Raw genomic sequence first — 22,211 nt, forward strand, 5'->3', positions numbered from 1 at the left:
AAGTTCACCCCCTGGTTTTGTACACATGCGGCTCATGACGACTTCCCCGTGCGGGGCGATAGCCTTGACCCGTGATCAGCGCGATATCCCGCGGAGGCGACGTCGCCTCCGCCTCGCGCCCGGAGACCACGGAGTACACGAACCGTGCCGGGCGCCACGCTGACGACTCTTCCCGGAGCGGATGTCGCGGACATCGTCGACATCACGGACACCTGGGTCGGCCAATGATTTCGCCAGAAATGGCGGATAACCGCCCGGTCACCGCTCATCGCGGCATAACGTCGAATCGGACCGGAGACCCCGCGTCGCGGCGTTATGTCACATCACTTCCTTCTACGTCACGCAACGGCGCGCGACAGGAGTCAGAGGACAATGCAGACCAAGCTGGACGAAGCCAAGGCCGAGCTGCTCGCGCGGGCCGCCCGGGTAGCTGAGAACAGCCCGGTCGGGGGGCGCCTGCCAACGGGAGCACCGACCGGGTCCACGGGCGGGAGTAAGAGCGGCGGGAGGGCCGGCGCGGACCGGACGGCGGACCAGGCCGACCGGACCGACCGGACCGACCTCCAAAAAGTGCTCGCGTTCCTCCAGCGCTACTACCTGCACACCGCCCCCGAGGACCTCACCGACCGCGACCCGGTCGACGTCTTCGGAGCCGCCTTCTCCCACTACCGGCTGGCCGAGAACCGCCCCCAGGGCACGGCCAACGTCCGGGTGCACACCCCGACAGTCGAGGAGAACGGCTGGACGTGCAGCCACTCCGTCGTCGAGGTCGTGACGGACGACATGCCGTTCCTGGTGGACTCCGTCACCAATGAGCTGTCCCGGCAGGGACGCGGCATCCACGTCGTGATCCACCCGCAGGTCGTGGTCCGCCGTGACGTCACCGGCAAGCTCCTCGAGGTGCTCCCCGAGGCGCCGAGCGGCGCCGCGCGCCCGCACGACGCCCTCACCGAGTCGTGGATCCACGTCGAGATCGACCGCGAGACCGACCGCTCCGACCTGAAGCAGATCACCGCCGACCTGCTGCGCATCCTGTCCGACGTCCGCGAGACGGTCGAGGACTGGGAGAAGATGCGCGACTCCGCGCTGCGCATCGCCGACGAGCTGCCGACCGAGCCGACCGCCGACGACCTCCGCGACCAGGAGGTCGAGGAGGCCCGCGAACTCCTTCGCTGGCTGGCCGCCGACCACTTCACCTTCCTCGGCTACCGCGAGTACGACCTGACGGACGAGGACTCGCTCGCCGCCGTCCCCGGCACCGGACTCGGCATCCTGCGCGCCGACCCGCACCACACCGAGGGCGACGACCACCACCCGGTCAGCCCGTCCTTCAACCGGCTGCCCGCCGACGCCCGCGCCAAGGCCCGCGAGCACAAGCTGCTGGTCCTGACGAAGGCCAACAGCCGCTCCACGGTGCACCGGCCCAGCTACCTCGACTACGTCGGCGTGAAGAAGTTCGACGAGCACGGCGACGTCGTCGGGGAGCGCCGCTTCCTCGGCCTGTTCTCCTCGGCCGCGTACACCGAGTCCGTGCGCCGCGTGCCGGTCATCCGCCGCAAGGTCCAGGAGGTCCTCAAGGGCGCGGGCTTCTCGCCCAACAGCCACGACGGCCGTGACCTGCTGCAGATCCTGGAGACGTACCCGCGCGACGAGCTCTTCCAGACCCCGGCCGACGAGCTGCGGTCCATCGTCACGTCGGTGCTCTACCTCCAGGAGCGCCGCCGCCTGCGCCTGTACCTGCGCAAGGACGAGTACGGCCGCTACTACTCCGCGCTGGTCTACCTGCCGCGTGACCGCTACACCACCGGCGTCCGGCTGCGGATCATCGACATCCTCAAGGAGGAGCTGAACGGCGCCAGCGTCGACTTCACGGCCTGGAACACCGAGTCGATCCTCTCCCGCATCCACTTCGTCGTCCGCGTCCCCAAGGGCGGCGAGGTTCCCGACCTCTCCGACGCCGACGTCGAGCGCATCGAGGGCCGCCTGGTCGAGGCCGCCCGCTCCTGGGCCGACGGCTTCGGCGAGGCGCTCACCGCCGAGCTGGGCGAGGAGCGCGCGGCGGAGCTGCTGCGCCGGTACGGCAACGCGTTCCCCGAGGGCTACAAGGCCGACCACACCCCGCGCGCCGCGGTCGCCGACCTCGTCCACCTGGAGCGGCTCTCCCAGCAGAGCCACAAGGACTTCGCGCTCAGTCTGTACGAGCCCGTGGGCGCCGCCCCCGACGAGCGCCGCTTCAAGATCTACCGCTCCGGCGCGCAGATCTCGCTGTCCGCCGTGCTGCCCGTCCTGCAGCGCCTGGGCGTCGAGGTCACCGACGAGCGGCCGTACGAGCTGCGCTGCTCCGACCGCACGAACGCCTGGATCTACGACTTCGGCCTGCGCATGCCCAAGTCGGGGAACGGCAACGGCGACTACCTGGGCGACGACGGCAGGTCCCGCTTCCAGGAGGCCTTCGCCGCCGCCTGGACCGGCGAGTGCGAGGTCGACGGCTTCAACTCCCTGGTCCTGCGCGCCGGTCTGAACTGGCGCCAGGCGATGGTCCTGCGGGCGTATGCCAAGTACCTGCGCCAGGCCGGCTCCACCTTCAGCCAGGACTACATGGAGGACACCCTCCGCAACAACGTCCACACCACCCGGCTGCTCGTCTCGCTCTTCGAGGCCCGGATGTCCCCGGACCGCCAGCGCGCGGGCACCGAGCTCACCGACGGGCTGCTCGAAGAGCTCGACGGGGCGCTCGACCAGGTGGCGTCGCTCGACGAGGACCGCATCCTGCGCTCCTTCCTCACCGTCATCAAGGCGACGCTGCGCACCAACTTCTTCCAGGAGGCGGCGGGCGGCAAGCCGCATTCGTACGTCTCCATGAAGCTGGACCCGCAGGCCATCCCCGACCTGCCCGAGCCGCGCCCGGCGTACGAGATCTGGGTGTACTCGCCGCGCGTCGAGGGCGTGCACCTGCGCTTCGGCAAGGTCGCGCGCGGCGGTCTGCGCTGGTCCGACCGGCGTGAGGACTTCCGTACGGAGATCCTCGGCCTGGTCAAGGCGCAGATGGTGAAGAACACCGTCATCGTGCCGGTGGGCGCGAAGGGCGGCTTCGTCGCCAAGCAGCTGCCCGACCCGTCCGTGGACCGCGACGCCTGGCTCGCGGAGGGCGTCGCCTGCTACAAGACGTTCATCTCGGCGCTGCTCGACATCACCGACAACCTGGTCGCGGGCGAGGTCGTGCCTCCGGCGGAAGTGGTGCGGCACGACGAGGACGACACCTACCTGGTGGTCGCGGCCGACAAGGGCACGGCGACGTTCTCCGACATCGCCAACGAGGTCGCCGAGTCGTACAACTTCTGGCTCGGGGACGCCTTCGCCTCCGGCGGCTCCGCGGGCTACGACCACAAGGGCATGGGCATCACCGCGCGCGGCGCCTGGGAGTCCGTGAAGCGGCACTTCCGCGAGCTGGGCGTGGACACCCAGACCGAGGACTTCACGGTCGTCGGCGTCGGCGACATGTCCGGTGACGTGTTCGGCAACGGCATGCTGCTCTCCGAGCACATCCGCCTGGTCGCGGCCTTCGACCACCGGCACATCTTCATCGACCCGAACCCGGACGCGGCCACCTCCTACGCCGAGCGCCGCCGCCTGTTCGAGCTGCCGCGCTCCAGCTGGGCCGACTACAACAAGGAGCTGCTGTCCCCGGGCGGCGGGATCTTCCCGCGCTCGGCCAAGGCGATCCAGCTCAACGCGCACGTCCGCCAGGCCCTCGGCATCGAGACCGGCGGCGCCAAGATGACCCCGGCCGAGCTGATGCAGGCCATCCTCAAGGCGCCGGTGGACCTGCTGTGGAACGGCGGCATCGGTACGTACGTGAAGGCGAGCGCCGAGTCGCACGCGGACGTCGGCGACAAGGCCAACGACGCGATCCGCGTCAACGGCGCCGACCTGGGCGTGAAGGTCGTCGGCGAGGGCGGCAACCTCGGCCTGACCCAGCTCGGCCGGATCGAGTTCGCCCGCAACGGCGGCCGCATCAACACCGACGCCATCGACAACAGCGCGGGCGTGGACACCTCCGACCACGAGGTGAACATCAAGATCCTGCTGAACGCCGTGGTGCAGGCCGGGGACATGACGGTCAAGCAGCGCAACAAGCTGCTCGCCGAAATGACCGACGAGGTCGGCCAGTTGGTGCTCCGCAACAACTACGCGCAGAACACCGCGCTCGCCAACTCCGTCTTCGAGTCGCCCTCGCTGCTCCACGCCCACCAGCGCTTCATGCGCCGCCTGGGCCGGGAGGGCCAGCTCGACCGGGGCCTGGAGTTCCTGCCCACCGACCGGCAGATCCGGGAACTCCTTAACTCCGGCCGCGGCCTCTCGCAGCCCGAGCTCGCGGTGCTCCTCGCGTACACGAAGATCGTGGCCGCGGACGAGCTGATCCACACGACGCTGCCGGACGACGACTATCTGCGGCGGCTGCTGCACGCGTACTTCCCGAAGGCGCTGCGCGAGAAGTTCCCCGAGCAGGTCGACGGGCACGCGCTGCGCCGCGAGATCATCACGACCGTCCTGGTCAACGACACCGTCAACAGCGGTGGCTCGACCTTCCTGCACCGGCTGCGCGAGGAGACCGGCGCGTCGCTCGAGGAGATCGTGCGCGCGCAGCTCTGCGCCCGCGCGATCTTCGGGCTCGGCGAGGTCTGGGACGCCGTGGAGTCGCTGGACAGCGTCGCGGCCGCCGATGTGCAGACGCGGGTGCGGCTGCACTCCCGCCGGCTCGTCGAGCGCGGCACGCGCTGGCTGCTCAACAACCGGCCGCAGCCGCTGCAGCTCGCCGAGACCGTCGAGTTCTTCGGCGAGGGCGTCGCCCAGGTGTGGACCGAGCTGCCGAAGCTGATGCGCGGCTCGGACCTGGAGTGGTACGAGAACATCCGCGAGGAGCTGACCTCGGCCGGCGTCCCGGACGAGCTGGCCCAGCGGGTCGCCGGGTTCTCCTCGGCCTTCCCGTCGCTCGACATCGTGGCCGTCGCGGACCGCATGGGCAAGGAGCCGCTGGCCGTCGCCGAGATCTACTACGACCTCGCGGACCGGCTGCGGATCACCCAGCTCATGGACCGGATCATCGAGCTGCCGCGGGCCGACCGCTGGCAGTCGATGGCCCGCGCCTCCATCCGCGAGGACCTGTACGCGGCGCACGCCGCGCTGACCGCCGACGTGCTCGCCGTCGGCAACGGCGCGGCCACGCCCGAGCAGCGGTTCAAGGCCTGGGAGGAGAAGAACGCGGCGATCCTGGGCCGGGCCCGGACCACCCTGGAGGAGATCCAGGGCTCCGACGCCTTCGACCTGGCCAACCTGTCGGTGGCCATGCGGACGATGCGGACGCTGCTGCGCACGCATTCGTAAGCCTCGCTCGTTCGTAAGCCTCGCTCGTTGGCTTCGCCTCGTACGTTGTACGTTGCCGGGGGCGCCCCGCACCACATGGTGTGGGGCGCCCCTGTCGGCGTTTTCCGGTGTGTCCGGCGTTTCCGGTCGTGTTCGGGGATACCCGCAGTCTGCGGAATGGGTGATGAGAACGGCCTTATGCTGCCAATTCGGGCATTTGGGCTACGGTAGGTGAGATTGTCTGACGGATGGGTCCGTACGGGTCGGGAAGGGCACAGGGTGAGCCGATGACAGAAGCAAGTCCGTTGGACGCGGCGGAGCGCGCGGTCCGGGTGCTCGGCGCCGGACGGCTGCCCGAGGAGTGGGCCGCCACACCGCTGACCGTCGTGATGCCGACGTACAACGAGGCGGGGAACCTGCCGGGCATGGCCGACGCGCTGCTCGCGCTGCCGCTGCCGGGCCTCAGCCTGCTCGTCGTCGACGACTCCAGCCCCGACGGCACCGGCGACCTCGCCGAGGACTGCGCGCGGCGGCACGAGGAGACGGACGGCCGCCGCCGCATGAGCGTGCTGCACCGCACCGCGAAGGACGGCCTCGGCCGGGCCTACGCGGCCGGGATGGCCAAGGCCGTCGAGGACGGCGCGCACTACGTCCTGCAGATGGACGCCGACGGCAGCCACCCCGTGGAGAAGGTCGCGGAACTGCTCGGCGTCGCGCTCGCCACGGACGCCGGGGTCGTCGTCGGCAGCCGGTACGTCCAGGGCGGCACCCTCTCCGACGCCTGGGGCGCGCACCGCAAGCTCCTCTCCCGCTGGGCCAACGCCTACGCGGGCACCATCCTCGGCACCCGCGTCCGCGACATCACCGGCGGCTTCAACCTGTGGCGGGCCGACGCCGTGCGCGCCGTCGACCTCGCGAGCGTCGACAGCGCGGGCTACAGCTTCCAGGTCGAGATGAAGTACCGCGCGCTGCGGTACGGCTTCGGGGTCGTCGAGGTCCCCATCCACTTCGAGGACCGCACCGTCGGCGAGTCCAAGATGAACCTGATGGTGCAGCTGGAGTCGGTCGCGATGCCGTGGAAGCTGAGGCTGCGGGGCGGGCCGCGGCAGGGTTCCGGTCCGGGGCCGTCTCCTGGTCCGGGGTCAGGTTCGGGGTCGTCCGCATGACGAGCACGCTGCACGAGGCTCCGGCCGCCGCCGTCGCCGGTCCGGCCCCCGCCGCCGGGCTCACCCTGGCGCGGCTGCGCCGCCTGTTCCTGGAGCTCGTCAAGTTCGGCGTCGTCGGCGGCAGCGGCGTCGCCGTCAACCTGGTCGTCTTCAACCTCCTGCTGCACGGCCTGAGTTCGGCCCCCATGACCGCCACGGTCCTGGCGAGCTGTGTCGCCATGAGCACCAACTACCTCGGTTTCCGCTTCTTCGCGTACCGCGACCGCGCGTCCCGCACCAAGCGGCAGATCGCTCTCTTCTTCGTGTTCAGCGGCATCGGCGTGGTCATGGAGAGCCTGCTCTTCTACGCCGCGTACCACGGGGCGGGCCTCAGCGGGCCGCTCGGCTCCAACGTCGCGAAGGCGCAGTCCATCGTGCTCGCGTCCGCGTTCCGCTTCCTGGTGTACCGGACGTGGGTGTTCCAGCACCGTGCCGCTCAGCATGACGTCCGGCGGCCGTGAGCCCGTTTTGACGTCCGGCGGCCGTGAGACCGTTTTGACGCGTGGCGGCCGTGAGCCCGGCTTGACGCGTGGCGGCCGCAGCCGGGACGAGGCCCGCTGGGCGTGGGGGCTCTGGGCGGTGGCGGGCGCCGTCGCCGCGCTGCTCCTCGCCGTGGTCGTCCGCCTCCCCTGGGTCGGTGACCTGGGCATGCACGCGGCGACGATCGAACGCCTCCGCCACGACCCGGTCCACCCCGGCGACCCGCTCGTCGACGCCGACGTACCCAGCCCCTACTACTCGCCGTGGACGGTCCTCCTCGGCTGCCTCGCCAAGGCGACCGGTGTGGGCGCGTTCGGGGTGCTGCGGGTCGCGGCCGTCGTGGGCCTCGCGCTGCTGCTCTCCGGGATCTGGCACTTCGTCCAGGCGCTGACGGACCGCCGGGCCGCCCCGCCCCTGGCCGTGTTGTGTGTGCTGTTCCTGTGGGGCCCGGCGCTGTTCGAGTGGAGCGGGTTCCTCGGCCTCAACTCCCTTGCCCTGACGGTGTCGTATCCGAGTACGTTCGCGCTGGGGCTCTCGTTCCATCTGTGGGCGTGGCTGCGAAAGGCCCTGCGGGCGGGCTCGGGGTGGCCGGTGTTCCTCGGTCTCGGCGTGCTGTGGGCCGTGGTCCTCCTCACCCACCAGTTCACCGGCGTGGTCGCCTCGCTGGGCGCGGCGGCGATGCTGCTCGGCGCGCGACCGTGGCCCCCGCGCCCGGTCCTGCTGCGCCTGGCCGCGGGCCTGGCCCTGGGCCTCGCGGTGCTCGCCGTCTGGCCCTACTACCCCTTCTTCGACCTCTTCGGCGCGGGCGGCGGTGACTTGGAGCAGATCCACCGCGCCCTCTACCGGAACCTCCCCGGCCGCTTCGGTCTGGTCCTCGTGGGCGTGGCCGCGCTGGCTCTGCGGTTCCGGCGGGACCGGCGGGATCCGCTGGTGCTGTTCTTTGCGCTGGGGGTGGTCGTGTTCGCGGTGGGCGGGGTGAGCGGCCACTACTCGTGGGGGCGGGCGCTGCCTGCGGCGTTGTTGCCCGCGCAGGTCGCGGCGGCCGTGGAGGCGGCGGAGGTGGTGCGCGGGGGCGCGACCCGTACTCGTACCCGTGCCCGGCAGGTGTTCGCCGGGGTCCTGGCCCTCGCCCTCGCCGTCGGCGTGTGGACCCAGGCCGGGACGCTCGGCTACGTGCTCCCCACGGGTGCGCTGCCCTCCGCGGTCGCCGCGAAGTACCGGCCGCCGTGGTCCGGCTACCGGTGGATCACCCCGTGGGTGCGGTACGGCGACGTGGTCCTGGCGAAGACGTTCCCGGCCCGGCAGATCCCGGCGTACGGGGCCTACACGGTGGCCCCCGGCTATCCCGACTTCTTCCTCCCGGACGAAGTTGCGCGGGCGGACGCCGTGCGCCGGTACTTCACCCCTGGTACGCCCCGGGACGAGCGGGTGGAGATGCTCCGGCGGTACGGGGTGCGGTGGGTCGTGGCGTATCCCGGGGACGGAGGGCTGCGGGCGGACGACCCCGCGCTGCGGAAGGTGGCGACGGGGCCGCGGGGACAGGGGCTGTACCGGGTGGTGGGGTGAGCGGTGCCCATGTGGACTGCGCGCCGCCGGAACGGCCGTACACTCGGGCTCATGGGTCGCACGAGTTCTATGGGGCAGTGCCCGCACAGGGCGGCCTCAGGACTGCGCCCAGTCGCCGTCGACCCGGTTGTCGCCGTTATCGCCGATACCGCCGTTGACGTCGAGACACCTCAGACCCGGCGTATCGCACTCCACGAGCACGGTTAGCGCTCTTCGCACCGGCTCGCCGCTCCTCCATGCCGCGCGCCGGGCCCCCTTCCCGCGGCCGAGAGCCGCTTCGCCCCTCCCCGCCGGGCGATCTCCCTTCCCGCTCCACGCGTCACCACCACAGCCTTCCGGCCCCCGCCGGTGCTGCCACCTGGCTCCAGCCGCACGACCGGGCCGAGCCACCTCGAAGGGATCACTGTGAAGCTCAGCGAGCTGCTGGCCGGACAGGAACATCAGGTACTCCAGGGTGACCCGAGCAGCACTCCGATCACGGCGGGCGCGACCTTCGACGTCGACCGGGTCACGCCCGGTTCCGTCTTCATCGCCGTGCCCGGACACCGGGAGGGCGGGCCCGGCTCCGTGCCGGCGGCGTTCGCACGCGGCGCCGCCGCCGTGGTCGTCGAAGGGGCGGATCCGGCGCTTCCGGCGATGCCGTGGCCCGCGGACAGGTGCACCGTGCGGGTGCCGGACACCCGACGGGCGGCCGCGGTCGTGGCCTCCCGGTACGTCGGCGAACCGGGGCGGCTGATGGACATGGTGGCGATCACCGGCACCAACGGCAAGACGTCGGTCTCGTACATGGTCGAATCCCTCCTGCGGACTGCCACGGGGGCGAAGGTGGGGGTCATCGGGACGGCCGGCAGCCGGATCGGCGACGAGCCGATCCCGATGCCGCCTTCGGTGCTCACCACGCCGGAGTCGCCCGACCTGCAGTACCTGCTGGGACACATGCGTGACCGGGCGACCGGCAGCGTGGTTCTCGAGGCCACCTCGATGGGGCTGCTGACCCACCGGGTGGACCGGACGTTCATCGACGTCGGGGTGTTCACCAACCTGACGCAGGACCACCTGGACGACCACGGAACGATGGCCGACTACCGGGACGCCAAGCTCCGGCTCTTCCAGGGACTGTGCCGGTACGCGGTGGTCAACGCCGACGACCCCGTGGGCAGGGGGATCGGGGCGATGATGCCGGGCGCGGTGACCACGTACGCCCTGGACGTACCGGCGGACTACCGGGCGACCGGCCTCGCCGTGAGCGCCGAGGGTACGCGGTTCACCCTCCGGCACGGCGGGCGCGCGTACCCGGCGTCGATACCGTTCCCGGGCCGGTACTCGGTGGCCAACGCCCTTGCCGCGCTGGCCTCCTGCCACGTCCTGGGACACGATCTGGACGCCCTCATCGCCGCGCTCGGCCGGATGCCGGCCGTCCCCGGCCGGTTCGAACGCTTCCGGACCCCCGACGGCACCTCCGTGATCGTGGACTACGCCCATTCCCCGGACTCCCTGGACAAGGTCCTGACCACCATCCGCGGCTACACGCACGGCCGGGTGATCACCGTCTTCGGCTGCGGTGGCGACCGGGACACCACGAAGCGGGCCGACATGGGCAGCATCGCCGGAACCCACTCCGACCTGTGCGTCCTGACCTCCGACAACCCCCGCAACGAGGACCCCGAGGCCATCCTCGACCAGATCACGCCCGGCCTCGCCGCGACGGGCACCCCCTTCGAGCGGCTCGCCGACCGCCGCGAAGCGATCGCCTTCGCCCTGTCCGCGGCGGGCCCCCAGGACACCGTCCTCATCGCCGGCAAGGGCAGCGAACCCCACCAGACCGTCCGCGAACAACTGCTCCCGTTCAGCGACATGGCCACGGCGCGCGAACTCGCCCTGGAACAGGCGCCCACCCGCCGCCCCGTGGCCCAGCCCGCCACGACGTGAGCCGCCCTGCGCGCGGCGCGGGCCCTGCGGGCCGGGGCACCTCGGTGGGCCGGGACGCCCCGGCGGGCTCCCGGGTGAGTGAAGCCCGAAGAAGTGGGTAGCGGGCGCCATGTCCGGCTTCGGCTGTTCGGTGGCTTCCAGGGGGCATCGGCCGTTACGGGTGGTCATGATCCGGTCTGATACGGTCAAGTGACCGTTAAGACCGCGTCAAGAACCGGCGAAGGCCGGGGAATGTCGGCGTGGTCCAGTTGCCATGAACCGGGGGGTTCCCATGGTCAAGACGCCTGTTCGCAGGGCGCTGTCCGCTTCGAACCGACGGCTGCGTCGCATCAGTTGACGCGCGGCGCGGGCTGAGGCGCGCTCCGGCTCCGGAGCCGCCAATTCGCTCGCTTCTGTTTACTCTGCCGTACGCCGTTCAGCGGGAAACCCGTCGCCCAAGCCCAACGGGCCCATTCCTGTTGGCTGTTGGCGTGCTCAATTCGTCTTCTCGCCTTCCGGGGCGGCCTCGTGCTGCCCGGACGGAGGCGTCCCCGGCATCCCACACAACGTATGAAAGGTCCTCTGGACGTGAAGTACCAGCACATCGTCGGCGGCTTCGCTGCGGCCGTTACCGCAGGAACCTTCCTCCTCGGGGCGGCCCCGGCCGCCTCCGCCGCCGACGCCGCCCCGGACGAGGCCCCGGTCAAGCCGGTGATCGCCGAGTACAACGGCGAGAAGATCAACCTGGCCGAGTCCTGGGAGGGTGCGAAGGTCTGCACCGAGCTGCCCGGCGGCGAGGCCCGCTGCTACGACAGCGACGCCGAGGCCCAGGCCGACCCCGACCTGCCGAAGCCGAAGGTCCCGGCCGCCCCGGCCGCGCCCACCGCCTACGCCGCCGCCTACCCCTCGAACTGCGCGGTGGACTACTGGTGCCTGTACGAGCACAAGAACGGCGGGGGCCGCCACCTCCAGTTCTTCGACTCGGGCCGGAAGAACCTGGCCGACTGGGGCTTCCGTGACAAGACCAGCTCCATCTACCGGCGCGTGGTGAAGTACCCGCTGGGATACGGCCACGCGACCATGGTCGATTTCCGCTCCGGCCTTCTGCACAACCGGGTACGGAACGTCGGCCAGGGCCTGAACTCGGCGTACCCGAACCTGACGGCGCTGGCCTACCCGGACGGTGGGAACTGGAACGACAAGATGGACGCCTTCGACGTCACGCGCTGACGCCACGTCACATTCCTTGCAAGAAAAGCTTCAAGAGAAGGGGAATTGTCGTGGCTGATGAACAAGTGCGCCGCGCACAGCGGTTTGTGAACACCACCTATGGCGGTGCCATCGGTATGAAACTGAAGGAGGACGGGCGGACAGGCTGGGACGTCATGTACGCCCTCACCCGGGCCCTTCAGTACGAACTGGGGATATCGGCGCTGTCGAACAGCTTCGGGCCCACCACCCTGAACACGCTGACGTCGAAGTACCCGAAGATGAACGCGTCCACCGTGCCGTCGGCGAACTTCGCCCGCATCATCCAGTCCGCCCTGTACTGCAAGGGCTACGACGGCGGCGACATCGACGGCAAGTACAACTCGCGGGTCCAGTCGTCGATCGCCAAGCTCAAGGCCGACATGGGCGTCGACCACGCCTTCCCCGGCGGCGACTTGACGCCGAAGGTGTTCAAGGGCCTCCTCAACATGGACGCCTACGTCACCGTCAATTCCGGTTCGTCGGCGATCCGCGACGTACAGCAGTGGCTGAACGGCCGTTACGTACAGCGCAAGGACTTCTACATCATCCCGTGCGACGGTCACAATTCGCGGGACGTCTCGAAATCCATGCTGCTCGCCATTCAGTACGAGCTGGGCATGGCCGACGGGACCGCCAATGGCGTCTTCGGGCCCGGTACGCAATCGGGATTGCGGAGCCACACCGTGACGCTGCAGTCGCGGGGCACCTGGGTCTCGCTGTTCTCCGCCGCCATGATTCTCAACAAGCGCCCGGTCACGTTCGGCGGGACGTTCAACGGCGCGCTCGCGGACGCGGTCCGCGCCTTCCAGTCGTTCGTCAAGCTTCCGGTGACCGGCAACGGCGACTTCCAGACCTGGGCGTCGCTGCTCGTCTCCTACGGCGACCAGTCGCGTAAGGGCGAGGCCTGCGACGGCGTCACGAAGATCACCCCGGCGCGGGCCGCGGCGCTGAAGGCGGAGGGCGTCAAGTACGTCGGCCGCTACCTCATCAACCCGAGCACAACGGACCTGCCGGAGAAGGAGATTCAGCCCGGGGAACTGCAGACGATCGCGGAGAGCGGCCTGCGCTGCTTTCCCATCTACCAGACCTACGGCCGTGACGCCGAAGGCTTCAATTACCCCTCCGGGAACGCCGCCGGATTCGCCGCGGTCACCGCCGCCCAGGAACACGGGTTCAAGACCGGCACGCGGATCTTCTTCGCCGTCGACTTCGACGCCCTCGACCACCAGGTCACCTCCAACGTCCTGCCCTATTTCAAGGGCATCGAGGACGCCATGGCGGTGTCCGGGAATCCGTACAAGGTCGGTGTGTACGGGCCGCGCAACGTCTGTACGCGGGTCGGCGAGGCCGGGCATTCGACGGCGAGCTTCGTGTCGGACATGTCCTCCGGGTTCTCCGGGAACTACGGATATCCGCTGCCCGCCGACTGGGCCTACGACCAGATCGTGACCCGCTGGGTCGGCTCCGGCGACGGCCGCATCAACGTCGACATCAATATCGCGTCCGGCCGCGACACCGGCCAGAACTCGTTCAACAAGCCGCGCCGCAACAACGCGCCCGACGTCGCCTTCGACGACGGTTTCCTGCTCGCGCTGCACGACGACATCGACAAGTACATGCAGTCGATCGGCTTCGCGAGCGACGGCGGCAACCGGATCTTCTCCCACAAGGAGTGCTTCGAGACGATCCTCTCCAACGACGACATCGTCACGGAGGCCTCGAAGACCCTCAAGATGCGCAAGGCGCTGATCCAGACGTCCACGTACTGGGAAATGCGCCACTACGACCTCATCGACGTGGGCGTCGACGCCGCCGTGAAGTACTACCACACGGGTGTCGGCGGCGGCATGACGCCGAAGCGGGACTCGTCCACGGGCATCGCGCAGATCAGTGGCGACGTCGGCATCCGCGCCTGGAACCACTGCATCAAGAAGGGCTACGCCACCGGAAAGACCCTCGACCCCGCCAAGGACGCGGACATCTGGTGGATGTGGCAGAAGGTGAACAAGGACAACCCCTTCAGCCTCAAGACCGTGTCCCTGATCCATATGTGGGGCGTCGACGGAAAGCCCGGCGGCAACAACCCGCCCAAGGGCGAGACCACTTTGCGCTCCATGCGGTGGGACTACACGGAGAAGGAGATCTTCGAGGTGCTCCGCCGCTATCAGGGATGGGGGAAAGAAGCGGAGGAGCACGCCACCAAGCGCATGGCCCTTTACCAGATCTTCGAGAAGTACAACGGCATCATCCGGAACAACAAGTGAGTGCTGGGTCGGCCGTGGCCGCCGATTCCTTTGCCGGGCACGACCCCGTCACTCTCTTCGGCATCGTCCTGGCCGGCCTCGTGGTCGCCGCCGCGCTCGGGCTGTACGGCCTTCGCGGTCTTTACGGCTTCACGCCGTTGGCGCGGCGTGGCGGGCGGCCGCTGCCGCGGTCGGACAGGGGGCGCGCCTTCCGGTACGTCGCGGCCCTCGCCGCCGCTGCCGCCCTCGCCGTGTACGTCTGGGGCGGCGCCCACCTCATGGCTCTCGACGAGACGGGGCGCGACCAGGCGTGCAAGGGCGCGGTGGGCGCGGAGCGCGCGGGGGACGTCGACGGGTACCGGCCGAGCTATGTGCCCCTGCGGCTCGGGTGCCATGTCGCGGGCGACGGCACGTACTTCGTCGGTGTTCCCGGATACGTCAATCCGGCGGTCCTCGGGCTCGGCGTTGCCGCCGTTGGCCTCGCCATTTTTGCGGCGTTCGAGTCGGAACGCCGTGCCAGAGACAACTCTCAGATCGACAACTCTCAGAGAGACAACTCCCAGAAGGAGAGCTTCAGTTGAATGCTCCGGATATAGCGCGCCGTACCGTGCTTGCTCGTAGCGTCGTTATTACGGGTGCCGCCGTTGCGGCCTCCCTTCCTGCTTCGCAGTTCCTCGCTTCTCCCGCCTACGCGGCCGTTCCCGAGGAGGTGAAGGCCGCCGTGCGGCGGGCCCAGGAACGGCAGAAGCGGGTGCGTACGGGGAAGCCCTCGCTCAACGGCTGGGAGATGGAGCGGGTCGCGGACGACGGGGGCTCCGTCTTCACCCGGCCCGTGCCCGGGACGCCGCTCGGCGGGATCGCGGTCCGCATGGGGGACGTCGAAGCCGTGCTCGTGCATGTGGTGCGCCGCTTCCACTACGAAGTCGACGAGCTTCGTAAGGGGGACGTGGTGGGGTGGCTCTCCCCGGGCAGCGTGCGGAAGGGGCTCGCCGAGTCCAATCTGGCGTCCGGGACCGCGGTGCGGATTCGGCCCGGGCACTACCCCGTTGGCGTGCGCGGTGGGTTCTTTCCGCAGCAGGAGCTTGTGATTCGGGATGTTCTTGCCGAGCTTGGTGGGGTTGTTCGGTGGGGAGGCGACGACCGCAAGGTGGATGAGGCGTTGTTCTACGTCGATGTTGCGCCCGGGGATGGGCGGTTGGCGGAGGTTGCCGGGAGGCTTCGGGGGTGGCGGGACGAAGCCGGGCAGGGGGCCGGGGGGTCTGTTGATGTGACCTCCCGTACGCGGAGGAGTGCGGCCAAGGCCATGGAGCGGAGGCAGGGGGCGTAGGGCCCTGTGGGGCTTTCCCCAGTCCCACCCCTTCCCGCTGCATCGATTGGCGGCTCCGCCGCGGGCAGGGACGCTGCGCCCCCTGGGCCCCAGCGGGTGGGTGTCCCGGGCGGGTGGGACGGGCCTCCGCCGATCGCCGCTTCGCGGCTCGTCCTCAAGCGCCGGGCGGGCTGAATATGGGTGGGCTATGGAGTCCCGCCGGACAGGCTGGAAGGGCGGGCGGGTGGGGTGTGCAGTGCTCGTCAAGGGCGGGTGGGTGGGGTGTGCAGTGCTCGTCGGACTTGGCCTGCCCGGCGGGCTACCGGGCGGATCACGTGTCTCGTTACGCCCACCGGGGTCCAGCGGAGCTGTAGGCGGCCCGCGCCCCTGCCCTCCGGTTCTGCTGTCACCTTGTGGGGGGTCGTGCCGGAGCGGTAGGGGACTCGGGCCGTCAGGCGGGGGAAGGCCAGGGGTGCCAGGAGCAGGCCGCTGTTGCGGAGGTGGCCCTCGGTGAGCTGGATCAAGGGGTGGCGTACGCCCTCGAAGCCGTTCGGGGGGATCGGGGCCGCCGTCAGGTCCAGGGTGACCCGGCCCTCGAACACGCCGGGGCGGACCGGGTCCAGGCGGAAGCGGGTCGTCATCCGGCGGCGGCCGGGCGCCACGACCAGGCTCGCCACCTGGGGGCCCACGGGGAGGCGGAGACCGGGGTCGTATGTCCGGATGTGGAGGGTCAGTGCCACGCCCTCCGACGACCGGTCGATGCGCGTGATCTCGTGGCGGAACTGGGCGCTGGAGAACGGGCGTGAGTCCAGGCCGAGTTCGGTGAGGTCCAGCTCCCGGCGGGCGATCACCCCTTCCGGGACCCGTGCGCCCCAGTACAGCCGCCCCGCCCCGTCCACCGACACCTCGCGCGGAGCCACCCCGTGGCCGAGCCCCCGCGCCGCCACCTGCGCCTCCGTCAGCCGCCCGTCCCGCACCAGTTGCAGCACCACCCGCTCCGCGCGCGGCAGCCGCTCGTACGCCCCCTCCGCGAGCCCCGCCAGATACGGGTTCACGATGTCCGCGAAGCCCCGCACCCACTCCTCGTCCCGGAACGGCAGATCCCCCGCGTACATCCGGAAGTCGTGCTTGAGGAACTTGTAGTCCTTGGCTTCCTGCACGTCCGCGTGGCCGCTCTCCGCGAGGAACGCGTCGATCAGGCCCTGCACGTGCACCCGGTCCCGCACATTGCTCAGCTTGTGCCGCTGGTTGGAGATCGACGCCGCGTCCGCCGCGCCGTACGGCTCTATGTACCAGCGGTACACCGGCTCCGGGATCACCGTGAACGCCTTCGCCAGGCAGTACGCCTGCGCCGAGAACAGCTGGTCCTCGTAGTGGATGCCCTCGGGGAAGCGCAGCGCGTTCCGGTCCAGGAACGACTTGCGGTACATCTTGCTCGTCGACAAGTGCTCGAAGAGCAGCCCCGGTTCGGCCTCGATGCCCGCCACCGTGCGGCGCTCCGCGACCAGGTGCGGCATCCACGTCGAGGTGCGGCCGGTGTCCACGCGCACCCGCTCCACCGCGCCCATCACGAAGTCGACCTCCGCCTCGGCGTGTGCCGCGAGGAGCAACTCCACCGCCCGCTCCGGGAGTTCGTCGTCGCTGTCCAGGAACATCAGGAACGGGGCGCGCGCGATGTCGACGGCGCGGTTGCGCGGCACGCTGCAGCCGCCGCTGTTCTCGGGCAGCCGGAGGTACGTCACACGGTCGTCCCGCGCCGCCAGCTCCCGTGCCACGCGCGGCGTCTCGTCCGTCGAGTGGTCGTCGCTGATGACGATCTCGATGTTCGTGTGCGTCTGGGCGAGCAGCGACGCCACCGCGCGCGGCAGCCGCTCGGCGTCGTTGTAGACGATCACGGTGATGGTCACGTCGGGCACGCGGAGTGCGCCGGGTGCGGTGGTCATTGGGCCGCCTCCTCCGGGGTCGGGGCCGGGGTCCGTTCGTCGACGGGCGTCACCGGCGGCAGCGCCTCCTCGCTCTCGCCGAGGAACACGCGGCGTACCACCCGCTCCGCCGCCCGCCCGTCGTCGAACTCGCAGAACCGCCGCCGGAACGCCGCCCGCGCCTTCGCCGCCGTCTCGTCCCGCCACGCGTCGGACGTGAGGATCTGCGTCAACTCCTCCTGGGTGTGCGCCACTTGGCCGGGCGGCTCGGCCAGCAGGTCGAAGTAGACGCCGCGCGTCTTCGCGTACGTCTCCCAGTCGTCGGCGTAGATGACGATCGGGCGGTCCAGATTGGCGTAGTCGAACATGATGGAGGAGTAGTCCGTGATCAGCGCGTCCGCGGCGAGCGCCAGGTCCTCGACCGGGTCGTACGTCGAGACGTCGATGACGCGGCCGGCCCGGCGCAGGCTCGTCAGCGGGGACGCCGTGCCGCCGTAGAAGTAGTGGCCGCGGACAAGGAGCACCGTGTCCTCGCCGAGCCGGTCGGCGAGCGCCGCCAGGTCCAGGCGGGGTGTCCAGGTGGCCTCGTAGTCGCGGTGCGTGGGGGCGTAGAGGAGAGCGCGCTTCCCGGGTGCGATGCCGAGGCGTTCGCGGACCGCCCGCACGTCCGCGGCCGTCGCCGTGTAGTACACGTCGTTGCGCGGGTAGCCGTGGTCCAGCTCCACGTACCGCGACTGGTAGGCGCGCTGCCACATCTGTGTGGAGTGGCTGTTGGACGAGACGCTGTAGTCCCAGCGGTCGACGCGTGCGAGGAGGTCGTAGAAGTTCAGGCCCTTCGCCGCGGCCGGGTAGTCGAGCTGGTCCAGGCCCATGCGTTTGAGGGGCGTGCCGTGGTGGGTCTGGACGTGCACGGCGTCCGGGCGTTTTACGATCGCGTTGGGGAAGTTGGCGTTGTTCACCAGGTATTTCGCGGTCGCGAGGACCCGCCAGTAGCGGCGCGTGCCGGGGACCACGTGGTCCGTGCCGGGCGGCAGCAGCGGTACGTTCTCGGCCGTGACGATCCACACCGGGTGGATGTGCGGGGCGAGTTCGGCGAGCTTCGCGGCGATCGCGGCCGGGTTGCAGGCGACGCCCCGGTCCCAGTACGCGGAGAACACGGCCAGGTCGGGGTCGACGGGGCGGCGCAGGTCCCGGTGGTAGCGGACGTCGCGCACCTTCCGGCCCAGCGCCCCGCGGCCCGCCCCGACGGCCGACCGCACCTTGCGGCGCCGCTGGTTGGCCGCCTGGAACGCGCGGTACTTCGCGTACGCGTTCTCCTCCAGGAGGCGGCGGCGCACGCCCTCCCAGCCGCCGGGGTGCCGGTGGCCGGGCGGGCGGAAGGCGACCGCCGCCCACGAGGCCCGGCGGAAGAACTCCCGGGCCGCCGCCTCGGGCAGCCGGTCGCGGGCGATGATCCGCAGGCTCGCGGTCACCATCGCCGTGTAGAGCACGGCACGGGGGCCCGGGCCCGCGTCCCGCTCGGCGGCCAGGCGCAGCAGCCGCTCGTACGTGTCGAGCAGCGCGAAGCGGTCGTCGGCGGTGACGGGCGGCAGGCTCGCCGCACGCAACTGCCGTTCCTCCAGGGCGACTTGGTCGTGCGCGGCGACGCGGTCGGCGGTCAGGAGGAGTGCGTACGCCGTGAACAGCTCGTCGTCCGCGGTGAGTTGCTCCTCGTGCGCCCGCCAGAAGGCGGTCCGTACGACACGGGTCCCGAGCAGCGGTGTGACCTTCAGGAGGTCCGGGCAGTCTGCGAGCGGTACGGCGCGGCGGCCCGGCTTGGCCAGGAACCGGCCGTCGGGGCTCGCCGCACCCGCGCGGCGCCAGGTGGAGCGGACGTGATCGGTGAGCAGTACGTCCACGGTGTCGTCCAGCGCGGCCGCGCGCTCGGCGGCCGCGCGTGCCGCGAGCGCGGGCACGCCGTCCTTGCTGTGCACGAACTGCAGCCAGCGGCCCGTGGCCCGCGCCGCGCCCGCCGCGCGGGCCGCCGCGTCCGGGGTGCCGTCGGGCAGCGGGACCACTGTGACGTACGGGTGACGGGCGGCGGCTTCCTGGGCGGAGGTGCCGACGGCCGCGAGGACGACATCGACCGCGGGGGCGGCGTCCGCCAGCTCCGCCAGGGTCCCGGGGAGATGCCCCTGCACATTGCGGCCGTACAGGACGACGCTCAGGTCCGGCATCCGTGGCCCGCCTCTCTCGTCCGTCTGGTGTAAACGCTCCCATAGTGTATGGATCTGCGTATTGATGCGACAAAAGGGGCGCCGTTAGCGGGCAGTGAACCGCTCGTACTCCTTCATGACCTCCGCCGTCGGCCCGTCCATCCGCAGCTCGCCGCGCTCCAGCCACAGCACGCGGTCGCAGGTGTCGCGGATCGACTTGTTGTTGTGGCTCACCAGGAAGACCGTGCCGGCGCGCTCGCGCAGCTCGCGGATGCGGGCCTCCGAACGCTTCTGGAAGGAGCGGTCGCCGGTGGCCAGGGCCTCGTCGATGAGGAGTACGTCGTGGTCCTTGGCCGAGCCGATGGAGAACCGGAGACGGGCCGCCATGCCCGAGGAGTACGTGCGCATCGGCAGCGAGATGAAGTCGCCCTTGTCGTTGATCCCGGAGAAGTCGACGATCTCCTGGTAGCGCTCGCGGACCTGTGCGCGGGACATGCCCATGGCGAGGCCACCGAGGTGGATGTTGCGCTCGCCGGTGAGGTCGTTCATCAGGGCCGCGTTGACGCCGAGCAGGGAGGGCTGGCCGTCGGTGTAGATGTGCCCGCGCTCGACGGGGAGCAGCCCGGCGACCGCCTTGAGCAGGGTGGACTTGCCCGAGCCGTTGGTGCCGATGAGGCCGATGGCCTCGCCGCGGTAGGCGGTGAAGGAGACGTTCCGGACGGCGTGGACCGTGCGTACGCCGCGCTCATCGCCGCCCCCGCCCTTGCGGCGGCGCAGGATGCGGCCCAGCGCGGCGGTGGCGGCGCCGCGGCCGGAGGTGGCCGCGCCGTGGACGCGGTAGACGATGTCGACGCGGTCGGCGACGACGGTGGGGATGGGGGCGGCGGCCGTCGCGGCCTGGGGGGCGTCTGCCTTCGCGGGGGCGCCCTTCGGGGCCTGGGCGGCCTCCGGGTCCGGGGCGGCCGCCGCCTTCGCAGGGGCGGACTTCGCGCCCGGGGGGTCGGTCTTCGTCAGGGTGTCAGCCACGTCCGTACGTCTCCTCTGCCTTCCAGAAGTAGATGAACCCGCCGACCCCGGCGAGCAGCGCCCAGCCCGCGGCCCACGCCCACACGTGCGCGGGGAGCTGGCCCGCCTGGAAGCTGTCGATGAGGGCGAAGCGCATCAGGTCGATGTAGACGGCGGCCGGGTTGGCCTCCAGGAGCACGGTCACCGCGTGCGGCAGGTGGTGGTCCTTGAGGACCGCGTCGATGCTCCACATCACCCCGGACACGTACATCCACGTCCGCAGCACGAACGGCATGAGCTGCGCGATGTCCGGCGTCTGCGAGCCGAGCCGGGCCATGACCAGCGCGAGACCGGCGTTGAAGGTGAACTGCAGCGCGAGCGCCGGGACCGCGAGCAGCCAGGACGCGGTGGGCGGCACGCCGAAGGCGAGCAGGATCACGACCAGCGCGCACAGCGAGAACAGCAGCTGCTGGAGCTGTTGCAGGCAGTACGACAGGGGGAGTGAGGCGCGCGGGAAGTGCAGGGCGCGGACCAGGCCGAGGCTGCCGGAGACGGCCCGGGTGCCCGCCATCACCGACTGCTGCGTGAACGTGAACACGAAGACGCCGGTGACCAGGAACGGGACGTAGTCCGGCACGCCGCGCTTGGTGTTCATCAGCACGCCGAAGATGAAGTAGTACACGGCCGCGTTCAGCAGCGGCGTCATGATCTGCCAGAGCTGGCCGAGCTTCGCCTGGCTGTACTGGGCGGTGAGCTTGGCGGTGGCGAACGCGGTGATGAAGTGGCGGCGGGCCCAGAGCTGGCGTACGTAGGCGGGGAGGGGCGGCCGGGCGCCGCTGACGGTCAGGCCGTGGCGGGCGGCGAGGGCTGCCGGATCCAGAGGGCCCGCGGGGGTCTCCGGGGGAGCGGGGGGTGCCGCCGTCTTGGGCGGTGTGTGGAGGACCTGGCTCACATCCGCTGCTTTCGCTCGGGGACGTTCGGGGCGCTCGGGGAGGCTCGGGGCCGCCGTTACGTCGGGACGGGACCGTTTCGTCGTAACGGCGACAGTAGGGCGTCGCGACGTCGGGACGCAACCGTTTCGTCGTGACGCCCTATGCTGTCCGTATGACGACGAGCGACGGGGACGCGGGCCGCACCGCCCGCCAGCAGGGCAAAAGGGCACCGGCCGGGGCCGCCGTGCTCCGTGAGGATGTGACCGAGGCCATCCGGACGGCCGTCTTCGAGGAACTCGCGGCCGTCGGCTACGCGCGCATGTCGATCGAGGGCATCGCGCGCCGCGCGGGCGTCGGCAAGACGGCCGTCTACCGGCGATGGCGCTCCAAGCTGCACCTCGTCCTCGACCTGGTCTCGGCCCTCGCGGTCCAGGGCCTGCCGACGCCGGACACGGGCTCGCTGGAGGGCGACCTGCGGCTGCTGTACGAGGTGACGGCCCGCGCCCTGCGTCACCCCGTCGCGTCCCAGGTCATCCCCGACCTGCAGGCGGAGGCGGCGCGCAATCCCGAGATCGAGGCGGCCCTGCAGAAGGCGCTGCGCGAGGGGCAGCACGGCGTGGCGAGCGGCATCGTCGCGCAGGCGGTGGCGCGGGGCGAGCTGCGCGAAGGCCTGGGCAAGGGGGACGAGGAGCTGGCCCTCGACCTGATGTCGGGGCCGCTGTACTGGCGGGCGGTGGTGGTGCGGGGCGAGCTGCCCAAGGGCTACCTGGGCGCGCTGGCCACGGCGACGGCGGCGGCGCTCAAGGCGCTGTGAGCGTCGGCCCGGCTCTGGTG

The 22,211-nt window shown here is 70.7% G+C and carries 14 protein-coding genes; 10 read left to right on the top strand and 4 right to left on the bottom strand.

Going from position 1 to position 22,211, the window contains the following annotated elements:
• Positions 1-372: 372 nt before the first annotated feature.
• The 9 genes from AC0KTA_RS22930 (at position 373) to AC0KTA_RS22970 (ending at position 15,344) form a co-directional block, all read left to right on the top strand.
• Complete coding sequence (locus tag AC0KTA_RS22930; protein WP_481050100.1) at positions 373-5,385, top strand: NAD-glutamate dehydrogenase; 5,013 nt, start codon at positions 373-375, stop codon at positions 5,383-5,385.
• A gap of 266 nt (positions 5,386-5,651) precedes the next feature.
• The gene (locus tag AC0KTA_RS22935) at positions 5,652-6,530 is read left to right on the top strand and encodes a polyprenol monophosphomannose synthase (RefSeq protein WP_481050101.1); all 879 of its coding nucleotides are present in this window, start codon (positions 5,652-5,654) and stop codon (positions 6,528-6,530) included.
• Positions 6,527-7,030, top strand: a complete 504-nt coding sequence (locus tag AC0KTA_RS22940) for a GtrA family protein (protein ID WP_481050102.1) — start codon at positions 6,527-6,529, stop codon at positions 7,028-7,030. Before AC0KTA_RS22935 ends, AC0KTA_RS22940 begins: the two co-directional genes overlap by 4 nt.
• Entirely contained in the window at positions 7,011-8,615 is a 1,605-nt protein-coding gene (locus AC0KTA_RS22945) for a hypothetical protein (protein ID WP_481050103.1), read from the top strand. The genes AC0KTA_RS22940 and AC0KTA_RS22945 overlap by 20 nt, the downstream gene beginning before the upstream one ends.
• Positions 8,616-9,020: 405 nt before the next feature.
• A complete protein-coding gene (locus tag AC0KTA_RS22950) occupies positions 9,021-10,544 on the top strand; it encodes a UDP-N-acetylmuramoyl-L-alanyl-D-glutamate--2,6-diaminopimelate ligase (RefSeq protein ID WP_481050104.1) in 1,524 nt (507 codons plus the stop codon).
• A 567-nt stretch (positions 10,545-11,111) separates the two neighbouring features.
• A complete protein-coding gene (locus tag AC0KTA_RS22955) occupies positions 11,112-11,753 on the top strand; it encodes a peptidase inhibitor family I36 protein (RefSeq protein ID WP_481050105.1) in 642 nt (213 codons plus the stop codon).
• A 50-nt stretch (positions 11,754-11,803) separates the two neighbouring features.
• Positions 11,804-14,038, top strand: a complete 2,235-nt coding sequence (locus AC0KTA_RS22960) for a glycoside hydrolase domain-containing protein (RefSeq protein WP_481050106.1) — start codon at positions 11,804-11,806, stop codon at positions 14,036-14,038.
• Positions 14,035-14,598, top strand: a complete 564-nt coding sequence (locus AC0KTA_RS22965; protein WP_481050107.1) for a hypothetical protein — start codon at positions 14,035-14,037, stop codon at positions 14,596-14,598. Before AC0KTA_RS22960 ends, AC0KTA_RS22965 begins: the two co-directional genes overlap by 4 nt.
• Complete coding sequence (locus AC0KTA_RS22970) at positions 14,595-15,344, top strand: hypothetical protein (protein WP_481050108.1); 750 nt, start codon at positions 14,595-14,597, stop codon at positions 15,342-15,344. The genes AC0KTA_RS22965 and AC0KTA_RS22970 overlap by 4 nt, the downstream gene beginning before the upstream one ends.
• A 242-nt stretch (positions 15,345-15,586) precedes the next feature.
• On the opposite strand, the gene AC0KTA_RS22975 is transcribed toward AC0KTA_RS22970, so the two are convergent.
• The 4 genes from AC0KTA_RS22975 to AC0KTA_RS22990 all read right to left on the bottom strand — a co-directional run bounded on the left by AC0KTA_RS22975 (position 15,587) and on the right by AC0KTA_RS22990 (position 21,397).
• Entirely contained in the window at positions 15,587-17,266 is a 1,680-nt protein-coding gene (locus AC0KTA_RS22975; RefSeq protein ID WP_481050109.1) for a glycosyltransferase family 2 protein, read from the bottom strand.
• Positions 17,263-19,461, bottom strand: coding sequence for a CDP-glycerol glycerophosphotransferase family protein (locus AC0KTA_RS22980; RefSeq protein ID WP_481050110.1), 2,199 nt, complete (start codon positions 19,459-19,461; stop codon positions 17,263-17,265). The genes AC0KTA_RS22975 and AC0KTA_RS22980 overlap by 4 nt, the downstream gene beginning before the upstream one ends.
• Positions 19,462-19,545: 84 nt before the next feature.
• On the bottom strand, positions 19,546-20,466 hold the full coding sequence (locus AC0KTA_RS22985) for an ABC transporter ATP-binding protein (RefSeq protein WP_481050111.1): 921 nt from the start codon (positions 20,464-20,466) through the stop codon (positions 19,546-19,548).
• Positions 20,459-21,397, bottom strand: coding sequence for an ABC transporter permease (locus AC0KTA_RS22990; RefSeq protein ID WP_481050112.1), 939 nt, complete (start codon positions 21,395-21,397; stop codon positions 20,459-20,461). Before AC0KTA_RS22990 ends, AC0KTA_RS22985 begins: the two co-directional genes overlap by 8 nt.
• Before the next feature lie 152 nt (positions 21,398-21,549).
• Between AC0KTA_RS22990 and AC0KTA_RS22995 the strand changes: the two genes are divergently transcribed.
• The gene (locus tag AC0KTA_RS22995; RefSeq protein WP_481050113.1) at positions 21,550-22,191 is read left to right on the top strand and encodes a TetR/AcrR family transcriptional regulator; all 642 of its coding nucleotides are present in this window, start codon (positions 21,550-21,552) and stop codon (positions 22,189-22,191) included.
• Positions 22,192-22,211: the final 20 nt, after the last annotated feature.

The sequence above is a fragment of the Streptomyces sp. Y309 genome (assembly GCF_056712025.1).

Coding starts and splice junctions, on each gene's coding strand:
- AC0KTA_RS22980 (WP_481050110.1), bottom strand. CDS start 19,461: ATGCCGGACCTGAGCGTCGTCCTGTACGGCCGCAATGTGCAGGGGCAT.
- AC0KTA_RS22935 (WP_481050101.1), top strand. CDS start 5,652: ATGACAGAAGCAAGTCCGTTGGACGCGGCGGAGCGCGCGGTCCGGGTG.
- AC0KTA_RS22975 (WP_481050109.1), bottom strand. CDS start 17,266: ATGACCACCGCACCCGGCGCACTCCGCGTGCCCGACGTGACCATCACC.
- AC0KTA_RS22945 (WP_481050103.1), top strand. CDS start 7,011: ATGACGTCCGGCGGCCGTGAGCCCGTTTTGACGTCCGGCGGCCGTGAG.
- AC0KTA_RS22930 (WP_481050100.1), top strand. CDS start 373: ATGCAGACCAAGCTGGACGAAGCCAAGGCCGAGCTGCTCGCGCGGGCC.
- AC0KTA_RS22995 (WP_481050113.1), top strand. CDS start 21,550: ATGACGACGAGCGACGGGGACGCGGGCCGCACCGCCCGCCAGCAGGGC.
- AC0KTA_RS22940 (WP_481050102.1), top strand. CDS start 6,527: ATGACGAGCACGCTGCACGAGGCTCCGGCCGCCGCCGTCGCCGGTCCG.